Here is a 22,725-nt window from a genome sequence, read left to right as displayed (position 1 = left end):
GGCATCAGCGCTGGCCCGCCGCAGCGATCAGGCGCTGGCGCCGCTCCGCCAGTTGTTCCGGCAATTGTGCGGTATCGAAGTTGGCGTCGATTTCGCGCAGCAGCGCTTCGATCCGCACGTGTTCGCCAGCGCCATCGGCCAGCAGCAGGTCGGCGCTTTCCAGCAGCCGCGCCAGGCGCGCCATCGGCTGCTGCGCGGCCTGTTCGACCACCGCCTGCAGTAGCGGATGGCTGGCGTCGGCCAGCAGTTCGCGCAGGGTTTCGCGTGCGCTCTGCTGGCCGGCGGCGGTCGGTATCACATACAGCAACGGCCACAGGTCGGCGCGGGTGGCGGCGCTACGGCCGGCCAGCACGGCGGCTGCGGCGATCAGTTGCTGGGCCTTGACGATGCGGCGGTCCGACAGCTGCACGTGGGCCTGGCGCAGCAGGCGGATCGCCTGCGCCAGCGCCAGCCGCACGCCCTCCATGTCGACCTGCGCCACGGCCTGGTTCAGCACGTCGAGGCTGGCCAGGTCGGCGATCGCCGTCACCTTGTGCCGGGCAGCGGCCCAGCCGCCCGCCAGCAGGTCTTCCAGGCGGTTGTCCGGTACCGGTTCGACGAATACATGCAGCAGGAAGCGGTCGGCGAATGCCGCCAGGCCTTCGTCTTCGGGCAGCGCATTGGCCGCGCCGACGCAGACGCGCAGCGGGCAATCGATGCGCGTGTGGCCGCGCCGGAACTGGCGTTCGTTCAGCAGTCCCAGCAAGGTGTTGAGGATGGCGGTCGAGCCGAGGAAGACTTCGTCGAGGAAGGCGATCTCCGCCTCCGGCAGCATGCCGGCGATATCGGTTTCAACCTGGCCTTCGCGCAGTTTGCTCAGGTTGACGGGGCCGAACAACTCCGATGGCTCGGTAAAGCGGCCCAGCAGATACTCGAAATACTGGCCGCCCAGGCTGTGCGCCACGCGCCGCACCACTGCGCTCTTGGCCGTGCCGGGTGGCCCGATCACCAGCAGATGTTCCTGTGCGACCGCTGCCAGTATCATCAGTTCGGCCAACTGTTCGCGGTCGACCAGGCCAGCGGTGGCCTCGCGTATGGCGGCGCGCAAATGCCGGGCCGCTTGGTTTACAGGCAATGTCATGGGTGGCTCTGAGCAATGTCAAGAATGGCATCTTAACAAGGAACTGCCATGGTGTCCTGCACAACACGGTGATCGCACAAACCTGCCGTGCGGCGGCCTGTCGGCTCAGATGGCGCGCAGCCGCATCTGCAATGCCTCGGGCGACATCGTGAAACCCATCACTTCTTCGGCTTCGCTGCCGTCTGCCGTATCGATGGTGGTAATGTCGAACGTCGCCAGCAGCATGGCACAGGCCACCTTGATTTCCAGCAGCGCCAGATAGCGCCCGGGGCAGGTGCGCGGGCCGGCGCCGAAGGGCATCGCGGTCTGCTTGCCGATGGCGTCGCCGCCTTGGCGCAGCCAGCGGTCAGGATCGAAGTCGCTGCCAGGCGGTATGGCATTGTCGTGTCGCATCACGCACCAGACCAAGCCGCCTTTCGGCACCACCACGTCGCCCACCATGCTGTCGCGCAGGGCTTCGAGCGCGATAAAGGGCGTGGCCGGTTTCAGGCGCAGCGCTTCCTGGATGCAGGCGTCGAGGTAGACGAGCGCGTCCATCTGTTCGATGGTGCAGCGTGCCGTATCGGGCGCCAGGCGCTGCACCTCCTCGCGCGCCTGCTGCAGCGCGGCCCGATTGCGGTGCAGCAGATATAGCAGCCAGGCCAGCGTGCTGCTGGTGGTTTCCTCGCCGGCCAGCAGCATGGTGGCAACATTTCCGGCAACAATATTGTCGTCGACGCCGCTGCCCTCTTCCTGCGCCGCGCGCAGCATCGCCTCCAGCAGGTTGGCCGGATGCTGGCGGCGTGCCGGTTCGGCCTCGAGCCGCGTGCGTGCACCGGTGATCAGCTGGTCGACGGCGGTGCGCAGCGCGGCGACGCTGGCGTCCAGTTCACGCTCGCGCGCCAGTCTCAGGTAGCGCCAGTACGGAAATGGTGCCATCGAGCGGCGCGCCACGCCGGCGAGGATGATTTCCATATGGCGCTGCAGAACATGCTCGCCATGTTCGAGCGTGTTGAACTCGATGCCGAAGGCCAGGCCGGCAATGATGTCGATGCTGTAGCACTTCAGGTCGACCGCCAGTGCTATGCCGGTGCCAGCCTGCGCGGCCTGGCGCCAGCGTTCGCGCAGGCGCAAACAGGTCGCCACCAGCGCCGGAAAATAGGCCTTGACCGCGTGCGGCGCGAGCGCGGCCATGACCATGCGGCGCTGCGCGCGCCAGGCCGCGCCTTCGGCCACGATCAGGCCGGGACGGCCATCCATTTCCATCGCGACTTGCGCCGTGGCGGATGGTCGGCGAAAGCCCTCCGGCCGGTCGCGCAGCACGCCGCCGACCAGTATCGGGTCGGCCACCACCAGCACCGGCGTGGTGGCAAAGCGCATGGCGAACAGCGGGCCATATTGCCTGGCCCACGCTTCCACCTGGCGGTGCATGCTCGTCGGTGAAAGTTGCGGCAGGTTGCCCAGCAGCGGCCACGGGCGTGGTCCGGGCAGGTCGGAAAGGTGGCGTGGCATATGTTCTCCTGTAGTGGCATGCGCCTACTGTGCCGCCGTGTGGTATCGCCGTCTTGAACGTTTGCGACAAGCGGCTGCCGGGTTAGAATTTCACCATGTCCCATCCCGCCACCACGCGTTTGCTCGTGCCCCCTTATGCGCTGTCTTCCTGCGTGCGCGCGATCATCACGCGCAGCACGGTAGAGGCACCGCTGGTCGACCCTGAGGACCGCTACAACCATTCGCCGGCCACGCCGCTGTGCACCATCGCCTGGTTTATTGAGGGTGAGGGCGAACTGATCGTGCCTGCCGGTTTGCCGACACCGCCAGCACCGGTGCGCGCCGCCTTTGCCGGCCCGCAGACACAGCCAACTATCAGCTGGAATCCCGGTCCCGTGCGACTGTTCATGGTGATGTTCTATCCGCAGGCCTTGCAGGCGATCAGCGGCATCGACATGGCGTGCTGCGTGGACCGCTGGGCGGCGCTGGACGAGGTGCTGGGCGACGAGTGGCAGGCCCTGTCCGATGCGATCCTGGCCGCACCTGATGATGCCGCGCGGCTGGCGCTGCTGGAACAGTTCCTGGCGCCGTTATGGCAGGCGGCGCGGCCCAAGGGATCGGGAGCGCTGGCGGGCGATTGGGTGCGCCACCTGGCATGGCAGGCGGCCGATACGGCCTTGGGACGTGGCGTGCGCAATATCGAGCGCCGCATCAAGGCGCGCGCCGGGCAGTCCATGCGCAGCCTGTTGCGGCTGCGGCGTGCCGAGCAGTCGTTTTTCGAGGCGCGCGACAAAGCCCGGGGCGGGCCGGCGAAGCTGGCCGATGTGGCCGCGCAAGGCGGCTATGCAGACCAGGCCCACCTGAGCCGCGAGGTGCACGCCATCACCGGCCACAGCCCCGGAAAGCTCCTGCGCCTGCTGGAATCGGGCGACGAGAGCTACTGGATATATCGCATCTGGCTGTAGGCGCTGCTTACGCTGCGCGCAGCGCCAGCGGTGTTCGCCGTGCCGCCATGCGTGGCGTATTGCCGGCCGGGGCCGGTGCCTCGCTGGCGTCAAGCTGGAAGCGCTGCACCAGTTGCGCCAGCATCGCCGCCTGATCCTGCATGCTGGCCGCTGCCGCCGCTGCCTGTTCCACCAGTGCCGCGTTTTGCTGGGTGACGGCGTCCATTTCATTGATCGCCTGGTTGACGTGACCGATACCGGTACTTTGTTCCTGGGAGGCGGCGCTGATGGCGGCCATGATCTGGGTCACGCGCGACACGCTCGAGACCACCTGGTCCATTGTCACTCCCGCTTCCGCCACCAGGGCGCTGCCGACCTTGATGCTGTCGACGGAGTTGCCGATCAACACCTTGATTTCCTTGGCGGCCTCGGCGCTGCGATGCGCCAGGCTGCGCACTTCCGAAGCCACGACGGCAAAGCCCCGGCCCTGTTCACCAGCACGGGCCGCTTCGACGGCTGCGTTCAAGGCCAGGATATTGGTCTGGAAAGCGATGCCGTCGATCACGCCAATAATGTCGACGATGCGTGTGGCCGACGCATTTATGGTGTCCATTGTCTGTACCACGCGCGAGACGACCTGTCCGCCCTTCTCTGCCACGCCGGCGGCCGACAGCACCAGGGTGTTGGCCTGCTGCGCGTTGACGGCGTTCTGGTTGACGGTGGAGGTCAGTTCCTCCATCGAGGCGGCCGTCTCTTCGAGCGAACTTGCTTGGCTCTCCGTGCGGGCCGACAGGTCGCTATTGCCGGCGGCAATTTCAGCCGAAGCCAGCGCGATGGTGTTGGCGCTGCGGCGGATCTCGCCGATGGTGTCGGCCAGCTGGTTCTGCATGGTCTGCATGCCGAACAGGATGCTGCTGTCATCACCCTTGACGGTGTTGAGTGGTGCGCTCAGGTTGCCGCTGGCAATGCGCGAGGCGGCCTGCCTGACAGCGCCCGGGTCGCCGCCTATGGTGGCGCCCAGGCTGCGGTTGACCAGCGTGACGAGCAGCGCCAGCGCCAGCGAGACCACCGCCAGCACCACGGCCGCATTCACCAGTTCCTTCTTGAAGGCATCGTTGATATCGTCCATGTAGACGCCGGTAATCAGATCCCATTCCCACGGCGCGTAGCGCATCACATGCGAGACCTTTGGCAGCGGTTGGGTACCACCCGGGCGTGCCCACACGTAATACACATAGCCGGTGCCGCTGGCGCTGGCGCCCGCTTCAGCGATATGACGGTACAAATAGTAGCCGTTGGAATCCTTGAAGCCGCTCATGTCCTTGCCATTGTTTTGCGGCGCGAACGGGTTCATCAGGGAAATCATGTTTTTGTTGGTAATCGCGGTATAGCCGCCGCCGCTGAAGCGCAGCGACTTGACCGCGGCTATCGCCTGTTTCTGTGCGTCTTCCTTGCTCAGGGTGCCGCTTTTTGCCTGCTCGTCGAAATGCTTCACGATGCTGTGCGCCACTTCGTTCACATTGCTCAGGTCCTTGCGCCGCTCGTCCAGGCGCAACTCGCGTGTTTGTACCGCGCTGTAGATAAAAATGATCACTATGCACAGCAAGCTCGCTACCAGCGGCAGCCAGAGTTTTTGTTGAAACGAAAGCTTATTCATCAAGGACTTTTCAAAGAAGAGATCAACCGTTGCCTGGAGGGGCGATGGCAGGAGGGAATGCAGGGGTGGGCAACACAGCAATGGCAATGCAAAAAATTCTTTTATGTAATTAAAATTGTTGCACAGTATAGTTGCTTTCTATTCAGCAAAAAAGTCTATAAAGTGGCATGGTTTGTTGTCAAATACGGTCGAATCGATGGACAAGCTCGTTGCAATGCAAGTGTTTATTACCACGGTAGCCTGTGGCAGCCAGTCGGGCGCTGCACAGAAACTGGGCTTGTCGCGACCGGTCGTGTCGCGTTACCTGGGGGAACTGGAGGACTGGGCCGGGGCCCGCTTGCTGCACCGGACCACCCGCAGGCTGAGCCTGACGGATGCCGGCACCGAGGCGCTGGCGCGTTGCTGCCAGTTGCTGGAGATGGCGAAAGGCATACAGGCGGCGGTGGGAGAGCCCAGTGGCGTGCCGCGCGGCAGGCTGCGCATCACCGCCAGCACCACCTTGGGGCGTTCGGTGCTGACCAATATGATCGCGCAATTCCTGGAGATTTACCCCGGCGTTGGCGTCGACATGCTGCTGTCGGACCAGACCGTCAGCCTGGTCGACGAGCGCATTGACCTTGCCATCCGGATCACCAATATCCTGGACTCGAACGTGGTGGCCAGGAAGCTGGCGCAGTGCCGCGTCATGCTGTGCGCCTCGCCCGCCTACTTGCGCCGCCACGCCACACCGCGCCGTGTGGAGGAGCTCGGCAGTCACAATTGCCTGATTCATTCCTTCTATGGGAAAGGCACCTGGACCTTCAACTGCAACGGTGAGGAACTGGCCGTGCCCGTTACGGGCAATTTCGGCGCCAATGATGCATCGGCCATCGAGCAGGCGGTGCTGCATGGCGCCGGGCTGGCCATGCTGCCGGCGTATATGGCCTTGCCGCTGATCGACAAGGGCGAACTGGTCGCCTTGCTGCCGGAATGCGAAGCGATACCGTTGAACATCTATGCCATCTACGCCACCCGCAAGAACATGCCTTTGGCGCTCAGCAAGCTGATTGAGTTTCTCGGGATCAGTTTCAAGGATGCGCGGTTGGGGTGAATGCTGTTTTCAGCAACTAGCGCCGGCGAGCAGGATCTGCACAAGCCAACAGGCAAGCACCGTGACAGTCTGCTTTATAAAAAATTGTTAATTTTTCATGCAGACTGCCTGCCGTTCAGCCAAAAGAGGTAAGCAGGGGGCGGCAAGCTTGCCGCTGGCTGCCTTGGCAGAGCAGTCGTTATCACAATGGCAGGCAGAAAAATCAACTAGACGACTGGTCTATTCGTTGTTATAGTGCGGCCATGAACACGCATTTCACTCAGTGCGCTTTTTTTGACATTGTTTTTAGACGACCAGTCTAATATTTTTATACAGATCGAACATTACCATGTACCATGCTCCACTGCTACAGCCCACCACCCTGGGCCGCCACACCCTGAAAAACCGCATCGTATTGCCGCCGCTGACACGCCAGCGCGCAGCCCAGCCGGGCGATGTGCCAACCGCGCTGATGGCGCAGTATTACGCCCAGCGTGCCAGTGCCGGCCTGCTCATCACTGAAGGCGCGCAGATCGAACCGCGCGGCCAGGGCTATGCCTGGACTCCCGGCATCTACAGCCAGCAACAGATCGCCGGATGGCGCCAGGTGACCGACGCGGTACATGCCCAGGACGGCATTATCTTCGCGCAGCTGTGGCATGTCGGCCGCGTCTCGCACACCGCGCTGCAGCCTGGTGGCCAGGCGCCGATCGCGCCGTCCGCCATCCAGGCGCAACAGGTCAAGGCGTTTATCGAAACTGGCGATGGTGCCGGTGAACTGGTCGCGCCCTCGATGCCACAGGCCTTGAGCGTGGCCGGGATTGCCGAAGTGGTGGCCCTGTATGCACAGGCGGCACAAAACGCGCTCGACGCCGGCTTCGATGGGGTTGAAATCCACGCGGCCAACGGTTACCTGGTGAACCAGTTCATCTCGCAGCACGCCAATGTGCGTACTGATGAATACGGCGGCTCATTGCAGAACCGCCTGCGCTTCCTGCGTGAAATCGTGCAGGCGGTGGCCACCGTGGTGGGACCGGAACGGCTGGGCGTGCGTTTTGCACCGCTGTTCAGCGGCACCGACCAGGACCGGGTGTATATCGGCCTGGTGGAAGACGATCCGCACACCACGTACATCGAGGCGATCAAGGTGCTGGAACAGGCGGGCGTAGGCTATCTGTCGATTGCCGAGGCAGACTGGGACAATGCGCCCGAGCTACCGCAAGCGTTCCGCCACGATGTGCGGCAAACCTTCAGCGGCCGCATCCTGTACGCCGGTCGTTATACGGCAGAACGCGGTGCGCGCCTGGTCGAGGCCGGCCTGGCCGATCTGATCGGTTTTGGCCGTCCGTTTATCGCCAATCCTGATCTGCCGGCGCGCCTGGCCCATGGCTGGCCGTTGAACGCGGTAGACCAGGCCACTATGTATGGCGGCACCGCACAAGGCTATACGGATTATCCGGTGCATGCAGACCTTGCGCGCCAGGCCGGTACAGCGGCCTGACGCCCGATGGCCTGGTGTCAGCGGCCCAGCTGCATGACCTTGCTCCACGCCGCCACGAAGTCGCCGACGAATTTTTCTTCGCCGTCGGCGCTGCCATACACTTCGGCAATCGCCCGCAAATGCGCGTTCGAGCCGAACACCAGGTCGACGCGGCTGGCACGCCATTGCAGCGCGCCCGTCTTGCGGTCGCGCCCTTCAAAGGCCTCGGCGGCATCGGACGTTGCCGTCCATACCGTGCCCATGTCGAGCAGCTTGACGAAGAAGTCGTTGCTGAGCATGCCGCGACGCGTGGTGAATTCACCTGCGTCGGACTGCGGGCTATTGGCGCCCAGCACGCGCAAGCCGCCCACCAGCACGGTCATCTCGGGCGCCGTCAGGGTCAGCAGTTGCGCGCGGTCCACCAGCAACGCTTCGGCCGGTACGGCGTAGCGCGTTTTCTGGTAATTGCGGAAGCCATCGGCGATCGGTTCGAGCACGTCGAACGATTCCACATCGGTCTGCTCCAGCGTGGCATCGGTGCGGCCCGGCGTGAACGGCACCGTCACCGTATGGCCGGCCAGGCTGGCGGCTTGCTCGACAGCGGCAGCGCCACCCAGCACGATCAGGTCGGCCAGCGATACCCGCTTGCCGCCAGTGGCTTTGCCGTTGAACTCGCCCTGCAGTTTTTCCAGCGCTGCCAGCACCTTGCTCAATTGTTGCGGCTGGTTGACGGCCCAGTCCTTTTGCGGCGCCAGGCGTACGCGCGCACCATCGGCGCCGCCACGCATGTCGGAGCCGCGATAGGTCGAGGCGGACGCCCAGGCGGTCGACACCAGTTCCGCAACACTCAAACCGGAAGCCAGGATCGACGCCTTGAGGGCGGCAATATCGGCAGCGTCGACCAGTGCGTGGTCGAGCGCCGGCAGCGGGTCTTGCCAGATGAAATCTTCGGCCGGCACTTCGCTGCCGAGATAGCGCGATTTAGGACCCATGTCACGGTGCGTGAGCTTGAACCAGGCACGCGCAAACGCGTCGGCGAATTGATCCGGGTGGGCCAGGAAGCGGCGCGAAATCGCCTCGTAGGCCGGATCGACACGCAGGGCCAGGTCAGTGGTCAGCATCGTTGGCACCAGTTTTTTCGACGCATCGTGCGCGTGCGGAATGGTCGCTTCGGCGCCTTTGGCAAACCACTGATGGGCGCCGGCCGGGCTCTTGCCCAGTTCCCATTCGAAGCCGAACAGATGCTCGAAGAAGTCATTGCTCCACTGCGCCGGGGTTTTGGTCCAGGTCACTTCCAGGCCGCTGGTAATGGTGTCGCCACCCTTGCCGCTGCCGAACTTGTTGTGCCAGCCGAAACCCTGGGCGGCCAGGCCTGCCGCTTCCGGCTCGGGGCCGACATTGTCTGCAGGGCCTGCGCCATGGGTCTTGCCGAAGCTGTGGCCGCCTGCGATCAGGGCCACGGTTTCTTCATCGTCCATGGCCATGCGCGCAAACGTGTCGCGGATATCGCGCGCCGCCAGCAGCGGGTCGGGGTTGCCGTCCGGTCCTTCCGGATTTACATAGATCAGGCCCATCTGTACTGCCGCGAGCGGGTTTTCCAGCTTGCGGCTGTGGACGTCGCCATCGGCATTGTCGTCCGCCACCAGCACGCCGCCTGCTTTGTCAACGCCGTGGCTGCCGTGCGCATAGCGCAGGTCGCCAGCGAGCCAGGTGGTTTCGCGGCCCCAGTACACATCCTGGTCCGGTTCCCACGTATCGACGCGCCCGCCGGCGAAGCCGATGGTCTTGAAGCCCATGCTTTCCAGCGCCACGTTGCCGGTCAAAATGATCAGGTCGGCCCACGAAATCTTGCTGCCGTATTTTTGCTTGACCGGCCAGATCAGGCGCCGCGCCTTGTCCAGGCTGACGTTGTCGGGCCAGCTGTTCAGCGGCGCAAAGCGCTGCTGTCCGCGGCGTGCGCCACCGCGGCCGTCACCGGTGCGGTAGGTGCCGGCGCTGTGCCAGGCCATGCGGATGAACAGGCCGCCGTAGTGGCCGAAATCGGCCGGCCACCAGTCCTGCGTATCGGTCATCAAGGCCGCCAGGTCGCGTTTTACGGCGGCCAGATCAAGGCTGTTGAATTGCTGGCGGTAGTCAAAGCCGGCGCCCATCGGATCGGACTTGGCGGAGTGCTGGTGCAGCAGGTCCAGGCGCAACTGGTCGGGCCACCAGTCGCGGTTGGTGGTGCCGGCGGTTTTCGCCTGGCTGAATGGACACTGGGCTGGGCTATCGTTGCTGCTCATTTGTTTGCTCCTGCAGTTGATTGATGGGTCAGGCAAGACGTCATGCCAGGCGGCGCGACGTTCGGAGGGACAAGTATTTCGACCGGCTATGCAGCTTCATTCTGTTTCCTGAGCGTTAATCCGGAAAAATATGGCGGTTTCAGATCGTAACTTGTTTCCCATTGCATAGTGACCCATGGCGAACTGTGGCGCAATGGCAAATGGATAGGTTTTTTCTCGCGCGTGGCTCGCTCCAGCGTGCTCACTGCGTGCCAGTCAATGTTCAGCGTACAGATCGCCCCTGATGGCCGTGTAATAGCCTTCGTCCATCGCCTGTGCGGTGGCCTTGTCGGCGCCGGTGAGGGCAGCCAGGAAGTCGCCCGGTGACGGCAGGCTCTTGCGCTCCAGCCTGGAATCGGGGTGCCACAGTTTCGCGCGGTTGATGGCTTTGCCGCAGTGGAACAGCACTTCATCGAGCTTGACCACCACCGCTGTTTTCGGCAGCCGTGTGCCTTCGGCCAGTGCCTGCAGCAGTTCGGGATGGGTGGAAATGCTTGCATGGCCATTGATGCGCATGAATATTTCCAGTCCGGGAAACAGGAACAGCATGCCGATGCGGTCATCGCTTTGCAGATTGCTCAGCGAGGCGATGCGGTTGTTGCCGGGCCAGTCGGCAAAGACGACGGTTTTATTGTCCAGTGCATGGACAAAGCCCGGTGCGCCGCCACGTGGGGAAGCATCGAGGCCTTCGGCGCTGCTGCTGGCCAGGCAAAAGAAGGTCGCCGCTTTCAGATAGCTCAGATGAAACGGCAGCAGATGGTCGAGTACCGCCTTGGTGATCATCTCGGAGGGCGGGGCATATAGTTCGGTCAGATTAACAGTCGTCATGGCGGTGTCCTGTAACAGTGGTCACCCCAGCATAGCGCCGAAGCCGTGGCGATGCTAAGCTAATACGGCCAATCAATAGCTCGAATACGCCATGCCGAATCCCGATCCGCTGGAAACCAGGCTGCGCCACGCCATCACGATGGCCGATGGCGAGCCGCACTTGATCGCCGTCACGGCCAGCGAGAGCGTGGCGCGCGAGTCGGTGCCGCACAGCCATCTGCCGGGCCAGTTGCTGGGTTTGTTTTCGGGCCTGCTGACGGTGCGCACCGATGCCGGCAACTGGACCATTCCCACCACGCATGCCGTGTGGTTACCGTCGTCGGTCACGCACGCGGCCAGGTCGCATGGGCCATTTTCAGGCTGGGCCGTCTATGTGGCGCCGCCGTATTGCGCAGGACTGCCGCTGCAGCCTTGCGCGATCAAGGTATCGGGCTTGCTGCGCGAAGCGGTGTTGCGCGCAGCGCAGTGGCCGGTGGCAAGTGGCGTGCCATTGGAACGCACCCGGGCTAGGATAGCGCAGGTGCTGCTCGATGAAATCGCGGCGGCGCCGGTCGATGCGCTCGGTTTGCCGCTGCCGCGCGAAGCACGCCTGCTGCGCATTGCCAGTGCGCTGATCGACGACCCCGCCGACGCACGCACACTGGACCAGTGGGCGCACTGGGCCAGCCTGGCGCCGCGCACCCTGAGCCGCCGTTTTGCCCAGGAGACGGGCATGAACCTTACCACCTGGCGCCAGCGCTTGCGCCTGCTGCGCGCACTGGAACTGCTGGCCGGCGGGCAGTCCGTGACGGCAGTGGCGATCGATCTGGGCTACGACAGCGTCAGCGCCTTTATCGCGCTGTTCCGGCGCACCTTCGGCACCACGCCGGGGCGGTATTTTGCGGCGCGCCTGGCGCCTGGCTGAGTTATCCTGCCAGGCCCAGCTTCGCCAGCATCGTTTGCAGGCGCTCTTGCAGGGCCTTGCGCAAGGCCGCATCAAGCAATGGGGCGATCTCGACAAAGCTGTCTGCAATGCGTTTCAGGAGCGAGTCGAAATGGTCTCGTGCATCGGCGTGGGTGGCAAATCCGAAGCGCAGGCAGTCGCATAACATGGCCTCGCGCGTGATGTCGTAGCGACCTGCGCTGACTTGCATGACGAGCGCCCCGGGATCGTCTTGCGTCTCCGGCACGACATCGAAGGCGGGCGACAGGCGCCAGCGTTGCTCGTCGAGGTCGAACAGCACTGCATGGTTGCGCGGATGATCGTCGTTATTGCCAACGACGCCGTTAAACACCATGCGGCCAAATAGTTCGATACCATCTTCTGGCGGAGCGCCGATGCGTTTGAGCTCTTCGGCCAGCCGCGGATAGCTGGCGGCTATGCTGTCAGCCGCTTCTACCGGTGGATATTGCACCTGCAGCAGGGATGCAGCGCTGACGGTCATGATGCGCTGCGCACCGCGCCGGTCGAAGCGCAGGATGCGGATCACGCTGCGCTCGATGCCCAGCGGATGGTGGCGCGTATCGGCGAAACGCAGGCCGGCTTTGCTACCCCATTGCATCGTCGCATGCTCCAGCAAAGCCAGATCGAGCGTATCGGTCATCAGGCCAGGCTTTACCAGCCAATAATCGTCGCCGTCCTGTACCGTGGCTTTCGGCCGTGCGCCCCCCATGCCGGGAGTGGCAAACAGGCGCTTGCGCAAGAGACTGTCGACAGCCGGTTTGCTTTGCGCAATCGCCAGCACTTCCTGTACCAGCGCGTCCAGGCGATGGAGATCGGTGCTGCGCAGGCGTTTTGTCATGGCATGGGAATGTACATATTCTTGTATTTAAGAGGCTTAATATAAGATTTATGTTCACCATGATACCGTCGTTTTCAGGCCTCTTCCCATTCCTGCAGCGCCGGCTCGGCCTGCTGCTCGCGCTTGGCCAGAGTGGAAGAGTGAGCAGGCAAGGCCGGTGCAGGTACAGTGGCCGCCGTAGCCGCCCCGGCGGCCGGCTGGTCGCCCAGCTTGAACACGCTGACCAGTTGCGCCAGGGTGGCTGCCTGTTCGCGCAGGGCGGCTGCGGCGGCGGCCGATTCCTCGACCAGGGCGGCGTTTTCCTGGGTGTCGATGTCCATCTCGCTGATGGCGCGGTTGATCAGTTCAATGCCGGCCGTCTGTTCGGCGCTGGCCGAGGTGATTTCGCCCATGATGTCGGTTACGCGGCGCACGCTGTCGACCAGGTCGCCCATGGACGCGCCGGCCTGGTGCACCAGGGCGCTGCCGCTGGCCACCGAACTGGTCGAATCATCGATCAGGTGCTTGATTTCCCTGGCCGCAGCCGCCGAGCGCTGGGCCAGGTTGCGCACTTCAGTGGCCACCACGGCAAAGCCGCGTCCCTGCTCGCCGGCGCGCGCCGCTTCGACGGCGGCGTTCAGTGCCAGGATATTGGTCTGAAATGCAATGCCGTCGATCACGCCGATAATGTCGGTGATCTTGCTCGACGACTGGCTGATCTGGTCCATTGTGGCGACCACCTGCGTGATCATGGCGCCGCCGCGTTGGGCCGCGCCCGAGGCGGTATCGGCCAGCACATGGGCCTGGCGTGCGTTGTCGGCATTCTGCTTGACGGTCGCGGTCAGCTCTTCCATCGATGAAGCGGTTTCTTCCAGCGAACTGGCTTCGTGCTCGGTGCGCGACGACAGGTCCTGGCTGCCGGCCGCCACCTGGGCCGAGGCGGCCGCGATGGCGTCGGTGCCAGCGCGTACCGTGCCCACCGTGCGCGCCAGGCTGTCGTTCATGCTCTTGAGCGCTTGCAGCAACTGGCCCATTTCATCGCGCGATTCGATGATGATGGTGCTGCTGAGGTCGCCAGCGGCCACCGTATGGGCCACCTTCAATGCCTGCGCCACCGGTTTGGTGACGGAATGGGTGATGAGGTACGATAGCAGCGCGGCGCACAGCAGGGCGACAGTCGACAGCCCGACCAGCAGCAAACGCGTGGTGAGATAGGTGTCGTGCGCGCTGGCGGCATTCGCCGTGGCCTGCTCGCTTTGCAAGGCGATCTCTTGCGCGATCAGCCGCTTGTAGGCGTCAAGCATCGCGCGCACCTGGTCATACATATAAGTACGTGCTTCTTCCAGCGTGCTGGTTTTTACCAGTTCCAGCAGATGGTCCTGGCCTTCGGCATAGCGCAGGTGGGCGGCGCGCAGCTGCACCAGCATTTCACGTTCGCGCGGCAGCCTGGCGATCTGCTCCAGCCTGGCCATGTCGGCCACCGCCGCTGCGCGCGCGGCCAGTACGGCGCCCACTTGCTTTTGCCGGTCGGCCGCATCGGTGGTCAGCATATTGTTGCGCAGGGCGATGGCGATATCGTTGACGTGGTCCGCCAGTGCATTGGCAATCGCGATCTTCGGCATGCTGTCACGCACGATATGGTCAGTGCCCTGGTTGATTTTGCCCAGCATGGCCAGGCCCAGGCAGGAAATCACGATCAGCATGGCGCTGATGGCGCCAAAGCCCAGCGCCAGGCGTTTGCCGATGTTGAGGTTGGAGATGAACTTCATGATGGGCTCGATAAGGAAGTGGAAGGACCGGTCGCGCCTGCGAAGCACGTTGTCTTGGGCACACGATGCTAGTCTTTTTCATATCACATATCTATAGTGCAATAGACGTAGGCTGCTGGCGCCAATTGCCGTGATATTGGCTTTCCAGGCGGCAATTGCACGTTTTAAAGCAGCGTTTTCGGCTATATTGTGCCGCTAATACCCTACTTCTTTGTTCATAGGCCCGCATGATTTCTCATCGACCATTCCGATTGCTGTTTCCCTTCCTGCTGGCGCTGCTGCTGGCCTTCTCATTTGGCGCCAGTCCGGCCTGGGCCCAGGCCGATGACCCCACGGTCGACCAGCACCTCGACAACTTGCGCAAGCAGATCACCACGATCCAGAAGACCCTGGACGGCGCGGCTGATGTGCCGGACGCCGCGCTGTCGCAAATGAAAGCCGATGCGCTGGCTGCCAGCGCCGAGGCCGACAAGGTGGCGGCCGATATCGAGCCGCAGCTGGCCAGCGTGCAGGCACGCCTGGCCGAACTGGGCAAGCCGGCGGCCGGTACCAAGGATGCGCCCGACGTGGCCGAGCAGCGCAAGCAGCTCGACCATAACAGCAGCGCGCTCGACTCACAGGTCAAGCTGGCGCGGTTGTTGTCGGTCGAAGCGGCGCAAGCGTCCGAGCAAGTGACCACGGTGCGCCGCGCGCAGCTGCAGGCGCGCCTGGGCGAACGTACCTCGTCGATCCTGGCTAGCGGCTTCTGGAAGCAGCTGCATGCCGAATGGCCGCAAACCGGCATGCGCCTGCAAAACCTGGGGCTGGAACTGGTCGATGCGGCGCGCGCCACGCCGGTCATGGTGTGGGTCTCGATCTTTGTGGGCATCGTGCTGGTGCTGGTGGCCAGCGTGTGGATCTCGCGCCATTTGCTGATGCTGACCTCCACCCGCGTGCCGCACGGCCGTTTGCGCCGCTCGCTGCATGCGCTGGCGGTGCTGGTGCTGGCGCTGGCCACGCCGGGCCTGGTAGCAGAGTTGCTGGCCTTTGGCTTGCGCTGGAATAACGGCGTGACCGACAAGACCGATGTCTTTCTGGGCAGCCTGGTTGGCGTGATCTGCTTTGCCGGCTTCACGGCCGGCCTGGGCCACGCCCTGCTCTCGCCGCATCGCGCCTCGTGGCGCCTGCTGCCGCTGTCCGATGCGCTGGCCTTGCGCATGGCGCGCTATCCGACCGTGTTTGCCCTCGTCATGGTGCTGGTATGGGCCGCCGAACGTGTTTCCATCGTGATCAATACGGGCTTGTCGACGGCCGTGGCGGTCAACTGCATCGTGGCACTGGTATTGAGCATCACGGTTGCCTATGGCCTGCTGCGCGCCGAACGCTGCTGGCGCCAGGTGCGCGCCGCCGACCCCGATTCGCCCGTCACGCCGCTGTGGCTGCGCTGCGTGGTGGTGGTGTTGTGGCTGGCGCTGGCAGTTAGCCTGATCAGCCTGCTGGTCGGCTATGTCGCCTTCGGCAGCTTTGTCACCAAGCAGATCACCTGGATCATGGTGGTGGTCTGTACTACTTATCTGCTGACGGTGCTGGTCGACGATGTGTGCATGCTGCTGGCCTCGACGCCGCCGCCACCGGATTCGGCCAATCCTGTCCTGGCCACGCCGAAAGCGCGCGACCAGGCGGCCGTGCTGCTGTCGGGCCTGGGCCGCGCCTTGATCGTGCTGCTGATGCTGATGCTGCTGCTCGCGCCGTTTGGCGAAGGCCCGGCTGAACTGTTCCAGCGCCTGGGCAAGCTGCAGGATGGCCTCGCCATCGGCGAAGTGGCGATACGCCCCGGCTCCGTGATCCAGGCGCTGCTGGTGCTGCTGGTGGGTTATATCGGCGTCGGCTTTTTCAAGCGCTGGCTGCAAAACAGCTATTTGCCGACCACCAATCTCGATTCGGGCATGCAGACCTCGTTCCTGACCTTGTTCGGCTATGCCGGCGGGGTTACCGCCGTGGCGCTGGCGCTGTCGTCGGCCGGCATCGGCCTGGAACGCATCGCATGGGTGGCGTCGGCGCTGTCGGTCGGTATCGGTTTTGGTTTGCAGGCAGTGGTGCAGAACTTCGTGTCGGGCCTGATTTTGCTGGCCGAGCGTCCCGTCAAAGTGGGTGACTGGGTCTCGCTGGGCGGGGTGGAAGGCGACATCCGCCGCATCAATGTACGCGCCACTGAAATCCAGATGGGCGACCGCTCGACCGTGATCGTGCCGAACTCGGAATTCATTACCAAGACGGTGCGCAATGTCACCCACGCCAGCCCGCTGGGCCTGGTGCAGGTCAAGCTGCCGCTGCCGCTGGGCACGGATGCCGAGGCAGCGCGTGAGCTGATCCTGGGCGTGTTTGTCGACAACCATGACGTGCTCGACACACCGGCCCCCGCCGTGCACCTCGATGGCATCGACAATGGCAACCTGCTGTTCAACGCTACCGGCTTTGCTTCTTCGCCGCGCCTGACGTCGGGCATCCGCAGCGCGCTGCTGTTCGAACTGCTCAAGCGCCTCGATGCGGCCGGAGTCTCGATCGCCAAGCCGAACACCATGATTCTCAGTGGCTTGCCTGGGCAGTTCGAGGCACCATCCATTTCGGCGGCCGCGCCGGCACCGGGGGGGGCGCCACCAGCGCCGTCAGCACCCATGCCACCATTGACGAGCTGAAACCTGGAAGGAAGCGTCATGACCATTCCGCACAATCGGCAGGCATTACTGGACGCCATCGACACCAGTTACGCCAGGCTGCAGCAGGACCTGGCACGCGTGCCGCCCGGCCTTGCGCGCGAGCTGGTGCTCGATGGCCATGTCGCCGGCACGCGCATCAGCGTATGCGATCTGCTGTCCTATCTGGTGGGCTGGAACGAGCTGGTGTTGCACTGGCATGCGCAGCTGCGTGAGGGAAAATCTGTCGCAGAGATTGCTTTTCCTGCCGAAGGTTTCACGTGGAACCAACTCGGTGCGCTGGCGCAGCAGTTTTATGTTGACCATGCCCAGCTCGATATGGCGCAGTTATTGCACCGCCTGGCGCAGGCCAATGCAAAACTGGTGGCACTGGTGGAAGCGAGCGACGATGGGCAGCTTTATGGTGAGCCGTGGTACAAGCAGTACACCATGGGCCGCATGATCCAGCTAAATACCTCGTCCCCCTATGCCAATGCGCGCACCCGCTTGCGCGCCTGGCTGAAAACCCTGTAGCGCACGACCTTGCACGATTGTATCAGCACGATTTGTCTGTTTTCAGGCACGATAGCGCATTACGCGTTTTTGACTGAAAGAAGACACCATGCTCTCGATTGCCCTTGCCCAGCGCAATTTCACCATCGGCGACTTTGACGCCAACACCGCCGCCGTGATTGACAACATGCGCCGCGCCAGCCATGAGGGCGCGCACATGGTGGTGTTTTCCGAACTGACGCTGAGCGCCTATTACCCGGGCGACCTGTTCGAAGACACCGCCTTTTTGCGCAATATGGATGCGGCGCTGCAGGCGGTGCTGCAGGCCTCGAAACGCTGGCCGGCGCTGGTGACCGTGCTCGGTACGGCGCGGCCCAATCCTGGCCCCGGCAAACCGCTGTATAACGCCTTGCTGGCGATCCGCGATGGCCAGATCGTTGCCGAATACTACAAGCAGCTGCTGCCTACCTACGGCATCTTTGACGAGGGCCGCCATTTCGAGGCCGGCCCGCCGGTGGCCTGCACGCTCGACGTGGCCGGCCACCGGGTTGGCTTCATGATCTGCGAAGACGGCTGGAACGATGAAGGCCGTGCCTACGCCGCCAATCCCTTCGCCACCCTGCAGGCAGCGCGTCCCGACCTGGTGGTCAGCATCAACGCCAGCCCGTCCGATATCGGCAAGCGCGCGCTGCGCCATGCGGTGTTCGGCGCCGCCTGCCGCCGCCTCGATCTTCCGCTGCTGTTCGTCAACCAGGTTGGCGGCCACGACCAGCTGGTGTTCGACGGCGCCTCGTTCGCCATTTCGCCGACGGCCGGGGTGCAGTTCGAGGCGGCCCGTTTCGTGGAAGATTTTCAATTGCTGCGTTTTGACGCCGGCCAGTTCAGCCAGCCCGGCGGCCAGCCCTTCCCTGTTCCCGATGTGGAAGGCATCCCGGCGCTGGAGTTTGCGCGCCGTCAGATCGTGCTGGGCCTCTCCGACTATGCGCGCCGCTGCAAATTTACAAAAGTGGTGGTCGGCTGTTCGGGCGGCATCGATTCGGCGCTGACCCTGGCGCTGGCTGTCGAAGCGCTGGGCGCGGACAACGTCGTCGGCATCACCATGCCTTCGGTGTTTTCCAGTGCCGGCTCGGTCACCGATTCGGTAGCGCTGTGCGACAACCTGGGCATCACCCTGCTGACGCACCCGATCCGCGATATCGTGGCGCAGTATGAAAGCGGTTATGCGGCCGCGTTCGACGGCAGATTGGCCGGCCTGCCGCTGGAAAACCTGCAGGCGCGCGTGCGCGGCACCATCTTGATGGAATACTCGAATGCGTTTGGCGCGCTGCTGCTGACCACCGGCAACAAAAGCGAAATCTCGGTTGGCTACTGCACCCTGTATGGCGACACCAATGGCGGCCTGGGTCTGATCGGCGACCTGTACAAGACGGAAGTGTTCGCCCTGTCGCGCCATGTGAACGCCAGCGCCGGGCGCGAACTGATACCTGCAGCCGTGCTCGACAAGCCGCCATCGGCCGAGCTGGCGCCTGGCCAGCGCGACACCGACAGCCTGCCGCCCTACCCCGTGCTCGATGAAATTTTAAAGTGGCATATCGAGGGCAACCGGCTGCCGGCGCACGAAAGCGCGCAGGCGCTGGCCTTTGTCGACCAGCTGCGCGAGAGCGAGCAAGGGCGACGCCTGGTCACGCGCATCCTTGGCATGGTGGCGCGCAATGAATACAAGCGGCGCCAGGCGGCGCCGATTATCCGCGTGCGCTCGCGCGCCTTTGGCAGCGGCCGCCAGTTGCCGATCGCCGCCCACTACCCTACCGGAGACGCAGCATGAACGCAGCAAGCCTGAACCCTTCCTTTGACTGCGCGGTATTGATCGGCCGCTTCCAGCCGTTTCACAGCGGCCATGCGGGCCTGTTGCGGGCCGCCTTGTCCAGCGCCGCACAGGTGGTGGTGGTGCTAGGTTCCGCCTTCCATGCGCGCAGCCCGAAGAACCCGTTTACGTGGCAGGAGCGGGCCGCCATGATAGCTGCCAGCCTGCCCGAGGCGCAGCGAGAGCGCGTGCATTACGTGGCCGTGCGTGATTACTATGATGATGGCCTGTGGGCCGACAGCGTGCGCCGCGCGGTGGCCGGCGCCGTGCCGCAGGCGTCGCGCGTGGCGCTGGTGGCTTGCTTCAAGGACGCCACCAGCTATTATCTGCACCATTTTCCGCAGTGGCAGATGCTGAACCAGGAGATCGACGCCAGCGCCCCGATCGGCGCCACGGCGATCCGCAAGGTGCTGTTCGAAGCGGAAGATGTCGATGTGTCGCTTGGTGCGCTGGCGCAATTGCTGCCCAGGGCCATCGCCCAGTACGTGAAAGCGTGGACCATGCTGCCGTGGTACGCACCTTTGGTGCAGGAACACCGTGCCATCGAAGCGTATAAAACGCGCTGGCGCACGGCGCCGTATGCGCCGATTTTCAGCACCGTCGACGCGCTGGTGCAGACCGGTGGCCATGTGCTGCTGGTGAAACGCGGCGGTTATCCGGGCAAGGGCTTGTGGGCGCTGCCGGGCGGCTTTCTGGAGCCGCGCGAACGCTTGCTGCAGGGGGCGATCAGGGAACTTGCGGAAGAAACGCAGCTGGGGGTGCTGGGGCCGACCTTGGAAGAGGCGCTGGTCGGGGTGGCCGTGTTCGATCACCCGGACCGTAGCCAGCGCGGGCGCACCATTACGCACGCCCACCATTTCAACCTGCACACCAGCCAGTTACCGGAAGTGTCCGCCGCCGACGACGCGGCGCTGGCCCAGTGGCTGCCGCTGGCCTCGCTGCCGGCAATGGAGGAACAGTTTTTCGAGGATCATTTTCATATCCTGAATCACTTTCTGAAGCTGACCAAGGAAGAGCGCTGAAGAAGGAAGAGTGCCGACGCAGCGTCAGCACTCTGCAATGGAAGCGCCTTACGTCGTCAAACGATTCCAGCCGTGACGCACGGCATCCTTGAAGTTGTCCCAGGTTGACTGCGGGTACGTATGTTCCCAGTTGCTGCGCAGGTCGGGTTCCACTTCATCCCATGGACGGCCGCGATAGGTGTCGCTGCCGGCCATCGAGCGGCCATAGCGGTAGGCCGGATCGTAGTCCTCGAAACGCCCACCAGTGGAAAGATAGGTCGCATCCCAGTGGCTGCGGTAGTACTGTTCGTCGGCGACGATATCGTTCGACAGCGTGTCGACGCGCGGGTAGGTACGTACATTGCGCGTGCCGCCCAGGCTGGTTGCACCGCCTGGCTGGATAAAGTCTGGCGTATCATCGCGGGCGAACTGCTGCGAGACGGTCGATGTCTGGCTGAGGTTGCCGACAGGAACGGTCGGATTAATGCCCAGTTCCGCGCCCGCACCCAGCGGCGTGGTTTGCTGCGACAGGCTGCCCGACTGCGCCTGCAGGCTGGCGGCACTACTGCCGCTGAGGTTGCCCGCGCTGCTGCCGGCATAGCCTGCGCCGGTGGTGCTGTCGTCGCGGCTCCAGCCGCCGGCACGCCACTGCTCGCTATGCTCTTCGATATTGAGCGGGCCGAAGTCTTCCACGATATCGCTGGCGCGGTCGATTTCCGCATCGCTGGCGCTTTCCAGTGTCAGCACCACGTGGCCACGCGAAACGGCTTCTGCATACACATAGCGGTCTTCATGGCTGCCGAACAGGTCGGCAAAGAAATGCTTGATGCTGGCGACAAAGCCGTCGTCGTCGCGCCCGGTGGTATTGGCCACGGTCGAGGTAGCCGAAGGGACGCCGCTGTAGTCGCTGGCGGAGTCATTGAGGCGGATGCGCTCGCTGCCGAAGCCCGAGGCGATCAATTTTTGCCGTGCGCTTTCAGCTGATGCGCGGTTGTCAAATACTGCTGCCAAAGTCTGTGCCATGATGGTCTCCGATCGGTAAGGGATAAGGTCAATGCATCATTCGCTGTAGCCGCAGCCTGCCCTTTTATAAAAGGCAGCGCCTGCAGTCGTGGCACTAGTCTAGGACGAAAAACGCCAGCGCGTCTTTCCTTTTCCGTGCGGGAATGGTTTCACATGGCCCCTATTGGCGTACCCCGAAAATCGTGCCGAAAGGTCGGGCATTTTTCCTACAAGCGGCCACGCCGCACGCCTATTTTGAAGCCGCGCTGGCACCGTTAGCATGGAATGACACCTGAACCGAGGAGCCATCATGGACGAAAAACACGGCAATACCCCACAGCACCCGACTGACCAGGGTCGCAATACGCGGATCGACAAGACCGACGCCGACAAGGCCGCCGGCGATCCGTATGCCAACCAGGGCGGTGGCAAGATATCCAGCGGCACTGCCAACAGCGGCCACTGGGCCAACGATGTGATCACGCCGCAAGGCGGACCCGATCCGGTCGAGCAGGAAAACATGCACACCCTGGGCAAGCCGGACAGCCATGCCAACGTCAAGGGCTCGGGCCAGCAGCCGCAAAGCGAAGCGGGCAAGCTGGCCGACGACCGGCCAGGCCGCAACGAATCAAAAGAGATTCACCGTTCGCTCAATGTGCATGAGTGATCAGCTCAGATCGTGGAGGTCCTTGCGCAGCGCCGGACCGACGGTAAATTGCGAAAACGCCACCTCCAGCCCGCCGCGTTCCGGGGTACAGCACATCGGCCCCACCAGATAGCGGTCGGCTACAGGAAATGGCGCCAGGCGCAACAGCGGCCACAACTTGCCATCGACCGAATACTGCACCCGGATTACGCCTGCACTGACGGTCACGCGCAGCCAGAAGCCGTCGGGCATGGCCGGCGCCGCGCTGACCGCCCAATCGGATGTATCCGCCGTCAGTACGGTGCTCAGCCATAGCTGGCCGTCGGAAAACTCGACGCCGCACTTGATCCAGTGTTCCTCATCGATGCGCACCATCAGTCCGGCCTGGTCGTACAAGGTGACATAGTGCCCGGCCACGTGCACCTGCGCCGTGAAATCGCCATCGGTGGCCATGCCGAAAAAATGGCCACTGTCGCGGATGAAACCGTAGCTGGTCTTGCGCCAGAAGTCGCTCTTGTCGTCGCTGGTGACGCGCAGCATGCTGTCTTCCAGCGTCCATTTTTTCGGCTGGTTCAACCAGTTTGCCAGTTCAAACATCGTGTCTCCTCG

At 63.6% G+C, this 22,725-nt stretch carries 18 protein-coding genes; 9 read left to right on the top strand and 9 right to left on the bottom strand.

The window, feature by feature from the left end; genetic code table 11:
- Positions 1 to 4 precede the first annotated feature (4 nt).
- Together ACQ4WM_RS19230 and ACQ4WM_RS19225 are read right to left on the bottom strand one after the other, a co-directional pair.
- Positions 5 to 1,120 (bottom strand): AAA family ATPase, encoded by a 1,116-nt coding sequence (locus ACQ4WM_RS19230; RefSeq protein WP_436548265.1) that lies wholly within the window; start codon positions 1,118 to 1,120, stop codon positions 5 to 7.
- 105 nt (positions 1,121 to 1,225) lie between these two features.
- Positions 1,226 to 2,611 (bottom strand): cytochrome P450, encoded by a 1,386-nt coding sequence (locus tag ACQ4WM_RS19225; protein WP_436548264.1) that lies wholly within the window; start codon positions 2,609 to 2,611, stop codon positions 1,226 to 1,228.
- 95 nt (positions 2,612 to 2,706) lie between these two features.
- Between ACQ4WM_RS19225 and ACQ4WM_RS19220 the strand changes: the two genes are divergently transcribed.
- Positions 2,707 to 3,555, top strand: coding sequence for a helix-turn-helix domain-containing protein (locus ACQ4WM_RS19220; protein WP_436548263.1), 849 nt, complete (start codon positions 2,707 to 2,709; stop codon positions 3,553 to 3,555).
- 7 nt (positions 3,556 to 3,562) lie between these two features.
- On the opposite strand, the gene ACQ4WM_RS19215 is transcribed toward ACQ4WM_RS19220, so the two are convergent.
- A complete protein-coding gene (locus ACQ4WM_RS19215; protein WP_436548262.1) occupies positions 3,563 to 5,191 on the bottom strand; it encodes a methyl-accepting chemotaxis protein in 1,629 nt (542 codons plus the stop codon).
- A 172-nt stretch (positions 5,192 to 5,363) separates the two neighbouring features.
- On the opposite strand from ACQ4WM_RS19215, the gene ACQ4WM_RS19210 reads away from it, so the two are divergent.
- Both ACQ4WM_RS19210 and ACQ4WM_RS19205 read left to right on the top strand, forming a co-directional pair.
- Positions 5,364 to 6,281: a LysR family transcriptional regulator gene (locus ACQ4WM_RS19210; RefSeq protein ID WP_436548261.1), complete on the top strand. Its 918-nt coding sequence runs from the start codon at positions 5,364 to 5,366 to the stop codon at positions 6,279 to 6,281.
- Between the two features lie 328 nt (positions 6,282 to 6,609).
- On the top strand, positions 6,610 to 7,761 hold the full coding sequence (locus ACQ4WM_RS19205; protein ID WP_436548260.1) for an alkene reductase: 1,152 nt from the start codon (positions 6,610 to 6,612) through the stop codon (positions 7,759 to 7,761).
- A gap of 17 nt (positions 7,762 to 7,778) precedes the next feature.
- Here ACQ4WM_RS19205 and katG read toward each other — a convergent pair whose 3' ends face one another.
- A complete protein-coding gene (katG, locus tag ACQ4WM_RS19200) occupies positions 7,779 to 10,022 on the bottom strand; it encodes a catalase/peroxidase HPI (protein WP_436548259.1) in 2,244 nt (747 codons plus the stop codon).
- A gap of 255 nt (positions 10,023 to 10,277) precedes the next feature.
- A complete protein-coding gene (locus ACQ4WM_RS19195; protein ID WP_436548258.1) occupies positions 10,278 to 10,889 on the bottom strand; it encodes an MSMEG_1061 family FMN-dependent PPOX-type flavoprotein in 612 nt (203 codons plus the stop codon).
- Positions 10,890 to 10,980: 91 nt separating this feature from the next.
- Between ACQ4WM_RS19195 and ACQ4WM_RS19190 the strand changes: the two genes are divergently transcribed.
- Positions 10,981 to 11,793, top strand: a complete 813-nt coding sequence (locus ACQ4WM_RS19190) for an AraC family transcriptional regulator (RefSeq protein WP_436548257.1) — start codon at positions 10,981 to 10,983, stop codon at positions 11,791 to 11,793.
- Between the two features lies 1 nt (position 11,794).
- Here ACQ4WM_RS19190 and ACQ4WM_RS19185 read toward each other — a convergent pair whose 3' ends face one another.
- Entirely contained in the window at positions 11,795 to 12,670 is an 876-nt protein-coding gene (locus ACQ4WM_RS19185; protein WP_436548256.1) for a HipA domain-containing protein, read from the bottom strand.
- Between the two features lie 74 nt (positions 12,671 to 12,744).
- Complete coding sequence (locus ACQ4WM_RS19180) at positions 12,745 to 14,418, bottom strand: methyl-accepting chemotaxis protein (protein WP_436548255.1); 1,674 nt, start codon at positions 14,416 to 14,418, stop codon at positions 12,745 to 12,747.
- Positions 14,419 to 14,645: 227 nt separating this feature from the next.
- Here ACQ4WM_RS19180 and ACQ4WM_RS19175 point away from each other — a divergent pair, with 227 nt between their 5' ends.
- From ACQ4WM_RS19175 to ACQ4WM_RS19160, 4 genes are all read left to right on the top strand, one after another.
- Entirely contained in the window at positions 14,646 to 17,093 is a 2,448-nt protein-coding gene (locus tag ACQ4WM_RS19175) for a DUF3772 domain-containing protein (protein WP_436548254.1), read from the top strand.
- Between the two features lie 18 nt (positions 17,094 to 17,111).
- Positions 17,112 to 17,624, top strand: coding sequence for a ClbS/DfsB family four-helix bundle protein (locus ACQ4WM_RS19170; RefSeq protein ID WP_436548253.1), 513 nt, complete (start codon positions 17,112 to 17,114; stop codon positions 17,622 to 17,624).
- Between the two features lie 88 nt (positions 17,625 to 17,712).
- The gene (locus ACQ4WM_RS19165) at positions 17,713 to 19,428 is read left to right on the top strand and encodes an NAD+ synthase (protein ID WP_436548252.1); all 1,716 of its coding nucleotides are present in this window, start codon (positions 17,713 to 17,715) and stop codon (positions 19,426 to 19,428) included.
- Positions 19,425 to 20,489: a bifunctional nicotinamide-nucleotide adenylyltransferase/Nudix hydroxylase gene (locus ACQ4WM_RS19160; RefSeq protein WP_436548251.1), complete on the top strand. Its 1,065-nt coding sequence runs from the start codon at positions 19,425 to 19,427 to the stop codon at positions 20,487 to 20,489. The genes ACQ4WM_RS19165 and ACQ4WM_RS19160 overlap by 4 nt, the downstream gene beginning before the upstream one ends.
- Positions 20,490 to 20,537: 48 nt before the next feature.
- On the opposite strand, the gene ACQ4WM_RS19155 is transcribed toward ACQ4WM_RS19160, so the two are convergent.
- On the bottom strand, positions 20,538 to 21,491 hold the full coding sequence (locus ACQ4WM_RS19155; protein WP_436548250.1) for a hypothetical protein: 954 nt from the start codon (positions 21,489 to 21,491) through the stop codon (positions 20,538 to 20,540).
- A gap of 289 nt (positions 21,492 to 21,780) precedes the next feature.
- Here ACQ4WM_RS19155 and ACQ4WM_RS19150 point away from each other — a divergent pair, with 289 nt between their 5' ends.
- Entirely contained in the window at positions 21,781 to 22,137 is a 357-nt protein-coding gene (locus ACQ4WM_RS19150; RefSeq protein ID WP_436548249.1) for a hypothetical protein, read from the top strand.
- Here the strand turns inward: ACQ4WM_RS19150 and ACQ4WM_RS19145 are convergent, their stop codons facing one another.
- A complete protein-coding gene (locus ACQ4WM_RS19145; protein WP_436548248.1) occupies positions 22,138 to 22,713 on the bottom strand; it encodes a DUF1349 domain-containing protein in 576 nt (191 codons plus the stop codon).
- Positions 22,714 to 22,725 lie beyond the last annotated feature (12 nt).

The sequence above is a fragment of the Janthinobacterium longum genome, assembly GCF_051380735.1.
Lineage (GTDB): Bacteria > Pseudomonadota > Gammaproteobacteria > Burkholderiales > Burkholderiaceae_D > Janthinobacterium.
This window is presented reverse-complemented; position numbering and strand designations above follow the sequence as displayed.

Coding starts and splice junctions, on each gene's coding strand:
- ACQ4WM_RS19230 (WP_436548265.1), bottom strand. CDS start 1,120: ATGACATTGCCTGTAAACCAAGCGGCCCGGCATTTGCGCGCCGCCATA.
- ACQ4WM_RS19225 (WP_436548264.1), bottom strand. CDS start 2,611: ATGCCACGCCACCTTTCCGACCTGCCCGGACCACGCCCGTGGCCGCTG.
- ACQ4WM_RS19220 (WP_436548263.1), top strand. CDS start 2,707: ATGTCCCATCCCGCCACCACGCGTTTGCTCGTGCCCCCTTATGCGCTG.
- ACQ4WM_RS19215 (WP_436548262.1), bottom strand. CDS start 5,191: ATGAATAAGCTTTCGTTTCAACAAAAACTCTGGCTGCCGCTGGTAGCG.
- ACQ4WM_RS19205 (WP_436548260.1), top strand. CDS start 6,610: ATGTACCATGCTCCACTGCTACAGCCCACCACCCTGGGCCGCCACACC.
- katG (WP_436548259.1), bottom strand. CDS start 10,022: ATGAGCAGCAACGATAGCCCAGCCCAGTGTCCATTCAGCCAGGCGAAA.
- ACQ4WM_RS19195 (WP_436548258.1), bottom strand. CDS start 10,889: ATGACGACTGTTAATCTGACCGAACTATATGCCCCGCCCTCCGAGATG.
- ACQ4WM_RS19190 (WP_436548257.1), top strand. CDS start 10,981: ATGCCGAATCCCGATCCGCTGGAAACCAGGCTGCGCCACGCCATCACG.
- ACQ4WM_RS19185 (WP_436548256.1), bottom strand. CDS start 12,670: ATGACAAAACGCCTGCGCAGCACCGATCTCCATCGCCTGGACGCGCTG.
- ACQ4WM_RS19180 (WP_436548255.1), bottom strand. CDS start 14,418: ATGAAGTTCATCTCCAACCTCAACATCGGCAAACGCCTGGCGCTGGGC.
- ACQ4WM_RS19175 (WP_436548254.1), top strand. CDS start 14,646: ATGATTTCTCATCGACCATTCCGATTGCTGTTTCCCTTCCTGCTGGCG.
- ACQ4WM_RS19170 (WP_436548253.1), top strand. CDS start 17,112: ATGACCATTCCGCACAATCGGCAGGCATTACTGGACGCCATCGACACC.
- ACQ4WM_RS19165 (WP_436548252.1), top strand. CDS start 17,713: ATGCTCTCGATTGCCCTTGCCCAGCGCAATTTCACCATCGGCGACTTT.
- ACQ4WM_RS19160 (WP_436548251.1), top strand. CDS start 19,425: ATGAACGCAGCAAGCCTGAACCCTTCCTTTGACTGCGCGGTATTGATC.
- ACQ4WM_RS19155 (WP_436548250.1), bottom strand. CDS start 21,491: ATGGCACAGACTTTGGCAGCAGTATTTGACAACCGCGCATCAGCTGAA.
- ACQ4WM_RS19150 (WP_436548249.1), top strand. CDS start 21,781: ATGGACGAAAAACACGGCAATACCCCACAGCACCCGACTGACCAGGGT.
- ACQ4WM_RS19145 (WP_436548248.1), bottom strand. CDS start 22,713: ATGTTTGAACTGGCAAACTGGTTGAACCAGCCGAAAAAATGGACGCTG.